The organism is Flavobacterium sp. NRK1 (genome assembly GCF_024054175.1).
Lineage (GTDB): Bacteria > Bacteroidota > Bacteroidia > Flavobacteriales > Flavobacteriaceae > Flavobacterium.
The window spans coordinates 309,372-323,928 of the sequence record NZ_JAMXLA010000001.1; the positions used below are offsets into that span (position 1 = coordinate 309,372).

Sequence of the window (14,557 nt, forward strand, 5' to 3'; positions counted from 1 at the left end):
AATTAAAAAGTATTTAATATATAATACCAAATTGCAAGCGTAGCAAAAGATAGCGGTATTCCAACCCCTATCATCATTCCGGCAAGTTTTGGTTTTAGTCCGTATGCAGATGCCAGTATGGCGGCTGTAATCATGGGTGCCATAGCCGCTTCCATTAGCGACACATTAATTTCCTGATCGCTTTGCCCTAAGATAATTTTGTAGAGCACAAAAAGTATAGCAGGCATAAGTATCAGTTTATAAAAAAGCCCGAGTGAAAGAAATCCCCAATGCCTGTTGCGGCGTTGTATTTTAATCTGCATACCTACCGCAACCAAGGCTACCGGTGTAACAGTAGATCCCAGTTTTTGTAAAACAGGCTGAAAGATAGCTGCAAAATCTGTATCGCAAATATTCATTATCGCTCCGGCAAAAAATGCCAGAAAGGGAGGAAATAAAAGTATTTTTTTCAAGATTTCTAATACTCCTGCACTTCCTTTAGAATAGGAAGCGGCAACTATAATTCCTAATGTTGCCATAACTACAAAAGTGCCGGGCTGATCGGTAATAATAGCAGTTTCCAATCCTTTTTTACCATATAAAGCTTCAATTATTGGAAAGCCTACAAAAGATGTATTTCCTAATCCCGCAGTAAGCACCAGGCAGCCTATAAGTTTTTTAGACCATCCGAGCCATTTACCCAAACCACCAAAAAGCAGCCAGGCAAATAGAAAACCTATCCAGGCAACACCTAACGGATAAAGCAGTTTTGTGGTTACTTCAATTTTAGGAATATAATATAAAGCGAGTGCAGGAAGCGAAATGTAAATAACAAAGTTATTAAGCGCCATATGTCCGTTTGCAGGAACAGCTTTAATACGGCTTAGGGCTACCCCTGCCAGGAGGCAGATAAATATCAGAATAATGCTATCCATTAAATATGCAGGAGGTAATGTATTCTTAAAAGTTGCCCAAATTTACAGCTACATCGGCAAAACGTGAAATATTTACACACAAATATTTATGCTCTAAAAAAGTTTTAACTACTAAACATAATGATAATAATATATTTGGAGATATTGAAAACTTGCCTATATTTGTAACACAAATTATTACAGTATGATTTCAGGCAAATTTGCAATCACTTTGCATATACTTTCGTTGCTTTCAAAGCATCCGGAAGAGTTCCTGTCGTCTGAATATTTGGCAGGCAGTATGAATATTAATGCCGTACTGGTACGCAAGGAAATTGCAAACCTGAAAAAACATAATATGGTAGAAAGCCGTGAAGGCAAATATGGCGGAACACGCTTGCTTAAACCTGCTACCGAAATTACACTTAAAGATATATTCTGCATGACGTTTGAAACGGTTCATTTGGGCTACGCAAAAAATGACCCTAATCCTAACTGTCCGGTTGGGAAAGAGATAAACAATAATCTTAACGATTTATACAAAAACATAAACCAAAACATTAGCAGTCATTTAGAGAAAATATCACTTCTTGACTTTACAAAAGAATTTTAAAAATTTTTTACATAAAACTGTCACTTTTTTTATTACATATAATTTCTTACACTTATGAAAATAGCCATTATTGGAGCCACAGGTTTTTTAGGCTCAAACCTAGTAAAAGAGTTCTCCTCAAGAGGACACGAAATCACTGCCATTTCCAGAAATTCATCTGATGATGTACCTGAAAATGTAACTGTTGTAAAAGCAGATATTTTTAACACCGATGCTTTAGCTAATGTTTTAAAAGGTCATGACGCTATAGTTAGTGCTTATAACCCAGGCTGGACAAACCCCGATATTTATGACGATTTCATGAAGGGTTCTGCATCTTTACAGCAAGCTGTAAAGCAATCGGGCGTTAAGCGTTATATTACTATTGGTGGTGCAGGTAGCCTATACATAGCCCCAGAGAAACAGCTTGTTGACACACCTGAATTTCCTAAAGAGTATTATGCTGGCGCATCTGCCGCAAGAGATTATCTTACAATTCTTAAACAAGAAAAAGATATTGACTGGGTATTTTTTAGCCCGGCTATCGAAATGCATCAGGGAATCACTACAGGCCGTACAGGTAAATACCGTTTAGGACTGGAAAACCCTGTATTTGATGAAAACAAACGCAGTATTTTATCGGGTGAAGATTTGGCTGTTGTACTTGCCGATGAAGTAGAAAACCCTAAACACCATCAACAACGATTTACAGCAGCATACTAATTATTAGTACATTACTAACTATAAGTAAGTAATATATAAAGCTCCTCTGTTTATAGCAGCAGGGGCTTTTATTTATATAATTGGTGGCTAAAAAACCAGAGAAAAACCTTAATTTTACTTCTCTAATTAATTAACGTGGATAAGCCTAAAGCCCAAAAAACTGCATTGCATGAAGTAGATGGCATCAGCCGTCCGGAAAGCATCAGCAGGTCATCTATAGAACATGTAACCCGACTGAGGAAAAAACAGCCTACAGCACAGGAACTTGTAAACGGCATACTCGCCGGAGATAAAACTGCTCTGAGCCGTTCCATTACTCTTGTGGAAAGTACAAATCCGTCACATCTTGAAAAGGCTAATGATGTTATAAATCAGTGCCTGCCGCATGCCGATAAATCATTACGCGTAGGTATTACAGGTGTACCGGGTGTAGGCAAAAGTACTTTTATTGAAGCTTTTGGAAAACATCTTACTTCTTTAGGCAGAAAAGTTGCTGTACTGGCAGTAGATCCCAGCAGTTCGTTATCACACGGAAGCATATTGGGCGATAAAACCCGAATGGAAGAACTGGTTAAAGATGAAAATGCTTATATACGTCCATCTGCATCCGGAGATACATTAGGCGGAGTGGCACGTAAAACCCGTGAGGCTATTATTTTATGCGAGGCCTGTGGTTTTGATACTATAATTATAGAAACTGTGGGTGTAGGTCAAAGTGAAACGGCTGTACACAGTATGGTAGATTTTTTTCTGCTGCTTAAAATTGCCGGTGCCGGCGATGAGCTTCAGGGTATTAAACGCGGTATTATGGAAATGGCCGATTTAATAGTTATCAATAAAGCCGATGGCGACAACATCAAAAAAGCAAAACTCGCCAAAACCGAATTTAACAGGGCATTGCATTTATTTCCGGCTAAAAATTCAGGATGGCAGCCCAAAGTAACAACCTGCAGTGCCATAACGCATGATGGTGTAGCCGATGTATGGCAAATAATTAATGAGTATTTTGACTTAACAAAAAATAATGGTTTTTTTGGTCTGCGCCGAAGCGAACAAAACAGTTACTGGCTTAAAGAAACCATTAATGAGCAGTTAAAGAATAATTTTTACAGCCGTGAAGATATAGCTGCTTTGCTGAAGCAAAATAAAAAAGCGGTGCAAAATAACGAAATTTCGCCTTTTGCAGCCGCAACTATTTTATTGAAGAAGTATTTTGAGTAAGTTTGTCTTTTCATTGCGACAATAGAAGGAATCTATATTAAAATGATACCATTTACTTTTTGAGATTCTTCGACTTCGCTTCGCTGCGCTCGGAATGACAAGAGTGTGTATAACTTTATTGCTTTTCGTAACGTTCTACTTCCCTATCGTAGAAATTATTGGCAGCTTCAATAAGTCCTTCCATTTCAGCATTAAGTTCATTTTCATCAAGATCTTCCGGTTCTTCCATAAACTCAACCTCATCATCTTTAAGGTTAATTATAAAACGCGGATAATCTAAATGTATAATAAAGATATCATCCGGATAATCTGTATTATCAGCCAGTACAAATTTTGGTAATTCCATATATAGTCAAAAGTTTTAAAGTCGTAAATCTAATTGTGTGTCATTTTAACCGAAACGACAAAACGCATATAATTACTTCAGATTTAAGGTTTCCCTTCTTCTTCAATAAATCTACCCGTTAAATAATTAAAGCGAAGATACAAAAATATTGCAGCAACGGTAAGCCCTGCCAGCAGTCCTATCCATATACCTGTAGCTTTTAGTTCGGTATAAACACCAAGATAAAGCGATATAGGGAAACCTACTACCCAATACGCAAAAAAAGTAATAATTGTAGGGATTTTTACATCCTGCAACCCGCGAAGAGCACCCAGTACTACAACCTGTATCCCGTCGCTTATCTGGAAAATAGCTGCAACAATTAATAAGTTTGCAGCAACAGCAATAACTTCTGTATTATCAGCCAACTGAGTTACATCTTTCATATTTAAGAACAGATGCGGCAAGTACTTATGAAATGCAATAAACAGTATTGCAAAAACTATTTCCAGCAATATAGCCAGTAAAAATATTGAGCGTGCTACAATTTTGAGTCGTTTAAAATCTTTAAGCCCTTTTTGATTACCCACCCTTATCATAGCCGCAACACTAAGCCCCATGGCAAACATGAAGGTCATAGAAGCAAGGCTTAATGCAATCTGATTAGCAGCCTGCTCGGTTTTACCTAATGAACCCGAAAGCCATACTGCACAGGTAAAAAGAGCCACTTCAAAAAGCATCTGCATAGAAGATGGTATGCCAAGGTCTGAGATCTTTTTAAGTATGCTCCTTTTAATATCTTTAAAACTAAAATTGCTGAAATACACTTTTAGTTTTTCATTACTGCTTAAAATGTAGTGCATATAAATTACCAGGAATATCCTTGAGGCAACAGTACCCAATGCGGCCCCAATAATTCCCATTTCAGGGAAGATCCATACTCCGTAAATAAGCAGGTAGTTAACAACTATATTAATTATGTTAGATATAATTACCGCATACATAGCATATTTGGTTAACGATAATCCGTCGGCAAATTGTTTATAGGCCTGAAAAATTACCATAGGCAATAACGAAAAGGCTACCCAATCTACATACGGAGCTGCCAATACAACAACTTCTTCGGGCTGCCCCATAAGATGCATTAAAGGTTTGGCTACCCACACAATACCAAAAAGCATAATACCCAGCACAACACATAAAAGCAGGCCATGATGAAAATAAGATCTCACTTTTTGTATATCCTTTTCGGCATCTGCCTGTGCTACTATAGGCGTAATTGCAGTAGAAAACCCTATACCTACAGATATAGCAACAAATACCATACTATTACCAAGTGAAGCTGCTGCAAGCTGGGCAGCGCCAAGCTTACCAACCATAATATTATCTACAATACCGGTTATGGTGTGCCCTAACATTCCTAATATAACAGGATATGCCAAACGAATGTTTGCCCTAAACTCATTAAAATAAACCGATAAATTCACTGTGGAGATTTTTTGCAAAGGTACTGAGAAGGTTTTATAATAAAATTCTTTGACCTAAAAACTTTAAAATCAAAATATTACAGATAAACATATCTATTTTATGAATTATTTACAACTAATTAACAATTTGTTGGATTTTTTAATAAGAAACGCATACTAATTTTACTCCACTAACAAATTGAATTGAGAAGATTATGAAAATTGCAAGTAAATTAAAAGGAACACTATTAGCAGCAGCACTTATCCTTGGCGGTACAGCATGTGCACAGGAAGGAGCTTCTTCTTCAGACGGGTATGATCAGGGATTTCGTCTTGGTTTTGGTGTTAACGCCGGAGTAACAACGGGCGATTATTTTAACTGGTCATTAGGTGGGGATGTAAGACTGCAATATGACATGAGTATGAGAACATCTTTAACACTAACTACAGGTTATACTCATCTTTTTGGTGACGATAATGTGCCTGATCTTGGATTTATTCCTGTAAAAGCGGGTTTTAAAGCCTTTGTGTGGGAAGACCGTTTTTACGTGCTTGGTGAGGCAGGAGCAGGTTTTGCTGTAACCAATGATTATAACGAAACTGCCTTTATATGGGCTCCCGGTATTGGATATGCTAATGAGGTTATTGACATTAGCCTTAGATACGAGGGAATGACCGATTTTAATGCCGACCAGATTGCATTGCGACTTGCTTATGGCTTTAAATTATAACCCAATAACCTAAGTTCAAAACTAACCTTAAAACCTGCATTACAATAACGCAGGTTTTTTTACTTTTGTAATATCCAACACATTAGGCATGAAAATATTTATTATTGACTGGACCAAAGAACATACTACACCTCTTATAGATTACTGTAAAAAAAAGACTGACGTTGTTGGTATAGAGCTTAATGATGGTGCCGAAGCCTACAGAAAAACAGGCATACTGAAGCCCGATGTTATTGTAATAAACTACGCTAATAAACCATCACATGGGCGGCAGACAGCAGACAGTATACGTAAGCGTAAAACAACATCGCAGACTCCCATTTATTTTATTGATGGTGCCGAAGATGAAAATGAAATGGCAGAACACATTGGAATATGCCTTTCGCAGGAAGAACTGCAGGATTTGCTTGAAGATTAGTTAGCTATTTATCTGCGCTACTACCAATTCAGTTTAGCTACTCCTCGGTCTTAAGTTTATTTCTGTAAAACGAAATGTTTTCTAATACTTCTTCATCTACTTCCGGCTCTCTGAAATCATATTTTTTAAGTTCATCAAATATAATACTGGCCACCATTAACCGGGCAGCCTTTTTATCATCTGCAGGAATTACAAACCACGGCGCATAAGGTTGGGAAGTTTTTTGTATAGCCTCTTGATAATACTCCTGGTATTTATCCCATTCTTCTCTTTCATCAAGATCTCCCGCCGAAAATTTCCAGTTATGGCTTTTCTTTTCAAGACGGCGCAACAGCCTGGCTTTTTGTTCTTCTTTACCTAAATGAAGAAAAAACTTTAGCACTATTACCCCATTTTGAGATATATGTTTTTCAAAATGATTGATTTCCTTATAACGCATATCCCAAAAATCTTTAGGAATATCTTTTACATCTTCAATTCCGGGAAGGTTTTCTTTTAAAAGATAATCCGGATGTACACGTGTAACCAATACATTTTCATAATGAGAACGGTTAAAAACGGCAAACTTACCTTTTTCGGGCAGCGCAATATAGTGGCGCCATAAATAATCATGCTCCAGTTCTGCTGATGAAGGCTGTTTAAAACTATATACATTTACCCCCCTGGCATTAAAGTTCTTAAATACTTCCCTGATAAGGCTGTCTTTGCCCGACGTATCCATGCCCTGTAAAACAACAAGCACACTGTAACGGTTATTGGCATACATTTTATCCTGCTGTTTGCCTAATTCTTTACTTACCTCTTTAAGTGCATCTTTCTTTTGGTCATCAGTAAGTTCCAGGTCTATATTGGTAGCTGCATTATTAATAGCAAACTTTCCATCTGCCTTAAAATCTTTTGTGCGTATTGCTTTCATGGATAATTGGTTTATCTTTATATAAATGTAAGAATTTAAAGCATAAGCCATTTTTACAAAAACATAATATTATGCAAAAGTTTCAGTTGGAACTCCTGTTTCACATTATAGGCATTGGCTCGGCATCCGGCTTATTACTTAATGGCACCAATCTTTATATAATATCAGATAATAGCCATGTATTTTATGAATACAGCCTGATAGATAAAAAAACAACTCCTATAGCTATAGCACCCGAAAACTATAAAGGCCCTGTTGAAAATATACTCAAAGAAGACAAACCCGACTTTGAAGCACTTACAGCTATGGGTGATGAACTGTATCTTTTTGGTTCGGGCTCTACAGAAAAAAGAAATGCTATACTACATGTAGATTTACAATCTAAAAAAGTGCATCCGCCTATAGATGCTACATTTTTATACCTTGCTATGCAGGATTTTGGAGAAATAAATCCTGAGAACTTTAATATAGAAGCCGCCGTAAACAATGGTACTACATGGTATTTATTTAACCGGGGCAACGGCCCCAAAGGTCAAAATGGGGTATTTACCCTTGATGGCGATATAAACGAAACCTCATTTCAGTTTGTGTATAATGAAGTTGAACTTCCTACAATAAATGGTGCAGCCTCCAGTTTCACCGATGCTGTACTGGTAAACGGTAAACTTTACTTTTTAGCAGCTGCCGAAAAATCAGGCTCTACCTATAAAGACGGTGAAGTAGCAGGCACACTCATAGGACGAATGGATACAGAATCTATGGAAATAGAATTTACAGAAGTTATTTCGCTTAAAAATAAATTTGAAGGCATTACCCTTTATAAAAAAAACGACACTACGCTGGAGTTCCTGCTTTGCGAAGACACCGATTCTGATGCATCGGAATCGGATATTTATAAACTTACCCTTGAGAAATAATAGTCGGAAGTCCGGAGTCCGAAACTATCATCTGATGACGGACAATGAACACCGAATAAAAATATTTCACTTCCTTCCCAACCTTTTCATCGCTTTTCTAATCTATATATACAAAGAGACAAATTGTGATGGACGAAAAACTCATAACAGCATGCAGGAAAATGCACCGGGACTCCCAGAGAAAGGTGTATGAGCTTATGGCTCCTAAACTATACCACACCTGCAAAAGGTACCTGAAAAGCGAGGAAGATATAGAAGAAGCAATGGCCGATGCCTTCTATACTATTTTCACCAAACTTGATCAACTTAAAGAAACAAAAGCTTTTGAAGCCTGGGCACGCAAAATTGCCGTAAACCAGTGCCTTATGAGCCTTAAAAAAAATGTAAACTTCAATATTTATATTGAAGATATGAGCCGCAGCGCAGAACCTTCCGAAGCCCAATCGGCCGGGCTGGAAGAAGAGGATCTGCTCAACCTGCTCACGTATCTGCCCGAAGGCTGCAGGACAGTATTTAACCTGTTTGCCATAGAGGGTTACTCGCATAAAGAAATAGCCGCCATGCTGAATATTTCTGAGGGAACATCAAAATCACAATTAAACGTCTCCCGAAGTAAGCTTAAAGAACTAGTAAACAATGTTTATTATCAAAAAGAGAACAGTCATGGAAAATCAAGATAAGATATACGAACAGTTTAAAGAAGCAGCCGGCAAAGCCGAAGGCAAAGATTTTGCACGCATGGATGCCGTATGGAACCGAGTAGAAGAGAAACTGAATAACAAAAAACAGCGCAGAATAGCTACCTGGTGGAAATATACAGGCATAGCAGCAGCATTACTGTTGTTTATGACTGTAGGTCTTTTTGTTTTAAACACTGACAATAACAACACTATAGTTGCGCCTACTGTTACACCACAAAATAACGTAACCGTTATAGATACCCAAAAGGTAAAAGAAGCCTTTGACCCGGCTAAAGCTGAACCGAAAGAAAAGGTTGTAGATGCTGTGAAGCCACAGAAAACAATTCCCGATTTTAATGAAACTAAATCTACAAGTAAAGATTCTGTTTATTTCATAAAGGGACAACGTTTTGAAACATCAAAAGATAGCAGCAACTCATTAGCTAAAGGTTATGCTGCTACCGGAACAAAAGAAAAAGTACAGCCCATTGCTTCTACTGCTTTGCCTACTTCAGAAAGTAAAAAAATTACCGGAGTAATTACCGACAGCCAGGGACTGCCTGTACCGGGAGTTACAGTAATGATTGAAGGAACCAGTAAAAGTGTAAGCACTGACTTTGATGGTAAGTACATGATAGATGCCAAAGAAGGTGAAAAACTAATTGCTTCTTTTGTAGGTATGGAACAAATGGCTGTTACCTTAGGGAAACAAAAAAATGTGAACCTACAGCTTAAAGATAATGCAATGATGTTGGAAGACGTTGTAGTTGAAGCATACAGAACAACAACCAGAGCTACCAGTAATGTAGCTGTTACTACTATTTCATCTGCTGATGCAAGGCGTCAATCAAGATTAGAGAAAAAGAAAGCAAAAAATGACGCAATTGCTTCTGCTAAAGTGTCTTCTACAACTCAGCCAATAAATAATCCTTCAGCAAGCTATGTTAGCAATGATAAACACGTAACAACTCTTGCCTCTAAAACTATTGATGGCAGACCTAATGCGAATTTTATACAAACACTACAAGGACAGGTGCCAGGCTTAAATATAGCTACAGGCTCAGGACAACCGGGTGCTAACAGCACTGTAATTTTAAGAGGGATTGGGTCTATTAATGGCAATGCTGAACCTTTATATGTTGTTAACGGAGTACCATTAAGTTCTGCCATCTTTAAACAAATAAATACTAACGATATTGAAAGCATCAGCGTAATTAAAGATGCGGGGGCAACATCTATTTATGGTAACAGGGGCAGAAATGGTGTTATTATCGTTAAAACAAAAAAAGCACTTTCTAAAAAAGAGCTGCGCAAACTGGCACGTTTAAATAAAAAACTGGAGCAACAAAAGAAAAAACATCCGGAGATGATTCATTTTACAGAACCTTCTAAACCTCACCCAATAGAAGTAGATCAGGAAGAGTATGAAAATTTTGTAGAAAACCAGTTTGAAAACCCTGCCACTACCCCACTTTCTACTTTTTCTATAGATGTAGATAATGCTTCATACACTAACATAAGACGTTTTATTAACAACGGACAAACTGTACCAAAAGATGCAGTACGTGTCGAGGAAATGATCAACTTCTTTAAATACCAATACCCACAGCCTGTAAAAAACGAGCCTTTCTCGATCAATACCGAGTATAGTGATGCTCCATGGAATCAGCAGCATAAGCTATTAAAAATAGGGCTACAGGGAAAAATCATTCCCGATGATAACTTGCCTGCTTCTAACTTTGTTTTCCTTATAGATGTATCGGGTTCTATGAATGATCAAAATAAACTTCCCCTGCTAAAACAAAGCATGAAGCTATTGGTAAACCAGATGCGTAAAAAAGACAAAATAGCAATAGTGGTTTATGCAGGTGCAGCAGGACTGGTGTTACCATCTACAAGCGGTGATGAAAAAGAAAAAATTTATGCTGCTCTTGATAATTTGAGTGCCGGAGGAAGTACTGCCGGAGGGGCAGGTATAGAACTGGCCTATAAAACAGCCGAAGAAAATTTTGCAAAAGGGGGTAACAATCGTGTAATACTGGCAACCGACGGCGACTTTAACGTAGGAGCTTCATCTAATACAGACATGCAGACACTTATTGAAGCGAAACGTAAAAGCGGTGTATTTTTAACCTGTTTGGGTTACGGCATGGGCAATTATAAAGATTCTAAACTTGAAACTCTTGCCGATAAAGGCAATGGTAACTATGCCTATATTGACACTATGCAGGAAGCTGACAGGTACCTCAATAAAGAGTTTAAAGGTTCTATGTATGCTATTGCAAAAGACGTTAAAATACAAATTGAGTTTAACCCTAAGCATGTACAATCATACCGACTTATAGGTTACGAAAACCGTAAACTTCGTGATGAAGATTTTGCAAATGATGCTATTGATGCCGGAGAACTTGGCAGTGGACACACCGTAACAGCACTGTATGAAATTATACCTGTAGGTGTAAAAAGTGACTACTTTACTGCCGCTCCCGACTTAAAGTACAGCCAGCCAACAGCAACAGGTAATCAGTTTAATGATGAGCTGGCAACAATTAAATTCAGATCTAAAAAGCCGGATGAGGATAAAAGTACCGAGATCGTAAAGGTAATACCTAACACTCCGCTGGCTATACAAAATACTTCAGCCGATTATAAATTCTCTGCTGCTGTAGCTTGGTTCGGACTAAAACTCAGGGATTCTAAACTTATTCCGAACAAAAAAACTGATGATATAAAAGCACTAGCAAAACAAGGCCTGCAAAATGATCCTGACGGATACAGAGCTGAGTTTATAAGGCTGGTAGAAATGGTAAAATAAATCTTTTTTAGTTTAGCTTAACGCTGCTGCCCGGCAGCGCCATAACTGCCGGGCTTTTTAAAAACTCATATTATGAAAAAAATTATCATCATACTTTTTATTATTAATTCTTTGTTTGTTTCAGCACAGGAAAAAATTACAACAGAGGGAAGTCAAAAAATCACAGGAGTGATTACAGACAATGATGGTATAGCTATACCTGGAGTAAGAGTAATGATAAAAGGCACTAGCCAAGTAGTATTTACTGATTTTGATGGTAACTACATTATAAATGGCAAAAAAGGCAAACAATTAGTTGCTTCATACAATGGCATGATTCAGGAAACAATAACTATCAATAAGCAGAATACTATCGATTTTAAGCTTCGGGAAGATCCTGATTTTATCGAAAATACAGTTTGGAACGGTAACTGCTTTGGGCCATATATAAAAACTACAGAAAAAAACATAGGAATATCATCGCCAAGCATAACTAAACAGGAAAATATAAGTACAGATGCAATGTGTCTTGAGATTAACGCTCCGGTTGTTATTAGATGCGTTGGTTCTATAAATGGTGATTGCAAACCATTGTATATTATTGACGGAGTTCCATTAAATGAAGACAATTTTAAACAACTCAACCCTAACGATATTGTAAGTGTAAGCTTCCTCAAAAATGCAGAAGACACATCTGTATTTGGCTGTAGAAGAACAGGCGAAGTCTTCATCGTAAAAACAAAAGATGGCTTAACAAAAAAGGAGAAGAGAAAACTGAAGAAAGAACAAAAAAAGAAGGAGAAGACGAAAACAAACTAGGATCATGAAATCACTATTTATAACATTGCTCTTTATAACCAGTTTTGTCATTGGAAATGCGCAACAAACACCTCTTGAGAAATTTGACAAAGACATTAAAAATAATAAGATCACTTTGTACATTTTAGGAGGCATTGCTTCACGCCATTATCCGGGTGAAAAGGATTTCCAAACAAAATATAAATTGCATTACCACGATTTTGGATGTATTGCCCCTGCTAATCTTAGTTTCTATAAAGACTATAATTTTCTTGTACTAACACATCTTAAAAATATATTTGGCAATGAATGGAAAAAAGATATCCGGAAAGATATATTAGGTTGGGAAGAATGGCAGAAAAAGAATTAAAAAATGCAGAAGTGAGAACTTCTGCATTTTCAATTTTATTCAGTACTAAAAATTACTTCTTTTCTATTTCTCTCAGGTTTTCCATCTTTTTCATTTCAAGGAAACCTTTTATATCTTCAAAATGTTCTTTAACACGTTTGTTGCCAAATTCAAATACTTTAGTAACCAGTCCATCTAAGAAATCCCTGTCGTGAGATACTAATATAATAGTTCCGTCAAAAGCTTTAAGGGCATCTTTAATAATGTCTTTGGTTTTCATATCAAGGTGATTCGTAGGCTCATCAAGAATAAGAAGGTTGACAGGCTCAAGCAACAGTTTTATCATTGCAAGGCGTGTTTTTTCACCACCGGAAAGTACTTTTACTTTTTTGGTAGTATCATCGCCACTAAACATAAAAGCTCCTAAAAGGTTTTTTATCTGGGTACGGATCTCACCTACAGCAATCTGATCTATAGTTTCAAATACAGTAAGGTTTTCGTCAAGCATTGCTGCCTGATTTTGTGCAAAATAACCAACCTGAATATTGTGGCCCAGTTCCAGTTTACCTTCAAAATCAATTTCTCCCATTATGGCTTTGATCATGGTAGATTTACCCTCACCATTTTTACCTACAAAAGCCAGCTTTTGTCCACGCTCTATAACCATAGATGCATCTTTAAAAACCACATGGTCGCCATATGCTTTAGAGAGCTCATTTACCACTACTGGATACTGTCCTGAGCGCGCAGCAGGAGGAAACTTTAATCGTAATGCCGATGTATCCACTTCATCTACCTCTACAAGTTCCAGTTTTTCAAGCATTTTTACACGCGACTGCACTTGTAACGTTTTAGAGTAAGTACCTTTAAAACGCTCTATGAACTCCATATTCTCGGCAATCATCTTTTGCTGCTCGTCATAGGCCTTTTGCTGATGCGCACGTCGATCTTTACGCAATTCAAGATAATGCGAATATTTAGCTTTATAATCATAGATCCTTCCCATAGTAACTTCTATGGTACGGGTAGTAATATTATCTACAAATGCCCTGTCATGCGATATTACCATAACAGCCTTAGCACTGTTTACAAGGAAATCCTCAAGCCATTGAATACTCTCAATATCCATGTGGTTGGTAGGCTCATCTAAAAGGATAAGATCCGGCTTTTGTAAAAGTATTTTAGCAAGCTCAATACGCATTCTCCAGCCACCACTAAACTCAGAAGTTGGACGATTAAAATCTTCTCGGCTAAAACCCATACCTACAAGCACTTTTTCTACTTCTGCTTCATAATTCACTTCTTCAATAGAATAGAATTTTTCACTCAGCTCAGATACCTTTTCGATGATCTTATAATATTCATCCGATTCATAATCGGTACGCACAGTAAGCTCTTCATTAAGTGCATCAATTTCAGCCTTCATTTTAAAAATACTTTCAAAGGCTTTAGATGTCTCCTCAATTACAGTAGCGTTATCTTCGGTAAGTAAATGCTGTGGCAGGTAAGCTATAACCGTACCCTTAGGTGCTGATATATTACCCGTTGACGGTTTACTTACTCCTGCTATAATTTTAAGCAGTGTACTTTTTCCGGCTCCGTTTTTACCCATAAGGGCTATTTTGTCTGTTTCATTTATTGAAAAGGAAACATCACTGAAAAGTGTGGTACCGCCAAATTGTACCGAAAGCGCATCTATAGTGATCATGAATGTTTTTTTGAAGCCGCAAAGAT

The 14,557-nt window shown here is 37.3% G+C and carries 15 protein-coding genes; 10 read left to right on the forward strand and 5 right to left on the reverse strand.

Going from position 1 to position 14,557, the window contains the following annotated elements:
* Positions 1–2 precede the first annotated feature (2 nt).
* Positions 3–914, reverse strand: coding sequence for an AEC family transporter (locus NHE85_RS01510; protein WP_252809004.1), 912 nt, complete (start codon positions 912–914; stop codon positions 3–5).
* 184 nt (positions 915–1,098) lie between these two features.
* Between NHE85_RS01510 and NHE85_RS01515 the strand changes: the two genes are divergently transcribed.
* The 3 genes from NHE85_RS01515 (at position 1,099) to meaB (ending at position 3,429) form a co-directional block, all read left to right on the forward strand.
* On the forward strand, positions 1,099–1,506 hold the full coding sequence (locus tag NHE85_RS01515) for an Rrf2 family transcriptional regulator (RefSeq protein WP_252809006.1): 408 nt from the start codon (positions 1,099–1,101) through the stop codon (positions 1,504–1,506).
* Between the two features lie 54 nt (positions 1,507–1,560).
* Positions 1,561–2,208: an NAD(P)-dependent oxidoreductase gene (locus NHE85_RS01520; RefSeq protein ID WP_252809008.1), complete on the forward strand. Its 648-nt coding sequence runs from the start codon at positions 1,561–1,563 to the stop codon at positions 2,206–2,208.
* A 135-nt stretch (positions 2,209–2,343) separates the two neighbouring features.
* The gene (gene meaB / locus NHE85_RS01525; protein ID WP_252809010.1) at positions 2,344–3,429 is read left to right on the forward strand and encodes a methylmalonyl Co-A mutase-associated GTPase MeaB; all 1,086 of its coding nucleotides are present in this window, start codon (positions 2,344–2,346) and stop codon (positions 3,427–3,429) included.
* Between the two features lie 115 nt (positions 3,430–3,544).
* Here meaB and NHE85_RS01530 read toward each other — a convergent pair whose 3' ends face one another.
* Both NHE85_RS01530 and NHE85_RS01535 read right to left on the reverse strand, forming a co-directional pair.
* Entirely contained in the window at positions 3,545–3,775 is a 231-nt protein-coding gene (locus tag NHE85_RS01530; RefSeq protein ID WP_252809012.1) for a hypothetical protein, read from the reverse strand.
* A gap of 83 nt (positions 3,776–3,858) precedes the next feature.
* The gene (locus tag NHE85_RS01535; RefSeq protein WP_252809013.1) at positions 3,859–5,241 is read right to left on the reverse strand and encodes an MATE family efflux transporter; all 1,383 of its coding nucleotides are present in this window, start codon (positions 5,239–5,241) and stop codon (positions 3,859–3,861) included.
* A 194-nt stretch (positions 5,242–5,435) separates the two neighbouring features.
* On the opposite strand from NHE85_RS01535, the gene NHE85_RS01540 reads away from it, so the two are divergent.
* Both NHE85_RS01540 and NHE85_RS01545 read left to right on the forward strand, forming a co-directional pair.
* The gene (locus NHE85_RS01540; protein WP_252809015.1) at positions 5,436–5,951 is read left to right on the forward strand and encodes a hypothetical protein; all 516 of its coding nucleotides are present in this window, start codon (positions 5,436–5,438) and stop codon (positions 5,949–5,951) included.
* A gap of 88 nt (positions 5,952–6,039) precedes the next feature.
* The gene (locus NHE85_RS01545; protein WP_252809017.1) at positions 6,040–6,369 is read left to right on the forward strand and encodes a hypothetical protein; all 330 of its coding nucleotides are present in this window, start codon (positions 6,040–6,042) and stop codon (positions 6,367–6,369) included.
* Between the two features lie 37 nt (positions 6,370–6,406).
* Here the strand turns inward: NHE85_RS01545 and NHE85_RS01550 are convergent, their stop codons facing one another.
* Complete coding sequence (locus NHE85_RS01550; protein WP_252809019.1) at positions 6,407–7,285, reverse strand: PPK2 family polyphosphate kinase; 879 nt, start codon at positions 7,283–7,285, stop codon at positions 6,407–6,409.
* Positions 7,286–7,356: 71 nt separating this feature from the next.
* On the opposite strand from NHE85_RS01550, the gene NHE85_RS01555 reads away from it, so the two are divergent.
* From NHE85_RS01555 to NHE85_RS01575, 5 genes are all read left to right on the forward strand, one after another.
* Positions 7,357–8,202 (forward strand): hypothetical protein, encoded by an 846-nt coding sequence (locus NHE85_RS01555; RefSeq protein WP_252809021.1) that lies wholly within the window; start codon positions 7,357–7,359, stop codon positions 8,200–8,202.
* A gap of 161 nt (positions 8,203–8,363) precedes the next feature.
* On the forward strand, positions 8,364–8,882 hold the full coding sequence (locus NHE85_RS01560) for an RNA polymerase sigma factor (RefSeq protein ID WP_252813265.1): 519 nt from the start codon (positions 8,364–8,366) through the stop codon (positions 8,880–8,882).
* Between the two features lie 487 nt (positions 8,883–9,369).
* Positions 9,370–11,697, forward strand: coding sequence for a von Willebrand factor type A domain-containing protein (locus NHE85_RS01565; RefSeq protein ID WP_374676570.1), 2,328 nt, complete (start codon positions 9,370–9,372; stop codon positions 11,695–11,697).
* Between the two features lie 72 nt (positions 11,698–11,769).
* Positions 11,770–12,495 carry a carboxypeptidase-like regulatory domain-containing protein gene (locus tag NHE85_RS01570; RefSeq protein WP_252809025.1) on the forward strand — a complete coding sequence of 242 codons (726 nt, stop codon included), beginning with the start codon at positions 11,770–11,772 and terminating at the stop codon, positions 12,493–12,495.
* 4 nt (positions 12,496–12,499) lie between these two features.
* Positions 12,500–12,844 carry a hypothetical protein gene (locus NHE85_RS01575; RefSeq protein WP_252809027.1) on the forward strand — a complete coding sequence of 115 codons (345 nt, stop codon included), beginning with the start codon at positions 12,500–12,502 and terminating at the stop codon, positions 12,842–12,844.
* A 52-nt stretch (positions 12,845–12,896) separates the two neighbouring features.
* Here NHE85_RS01575 and NHE85_RS01580 read toward each other — a convergent pair whose 3' ends face one another.
* Entirely contained in the window at positions 12,897–14,531 is a 1,635-nt protein-coding gene (locus NHE85_RS01580) for an ABC-F family ATP-binding cassette domain-containing protein (RefSeq protein ID WP_252809029.1), read from the reverse strand.
* Between the last annotated feature and the right edge of the window lie 26 nt (positions 14,532–14,557).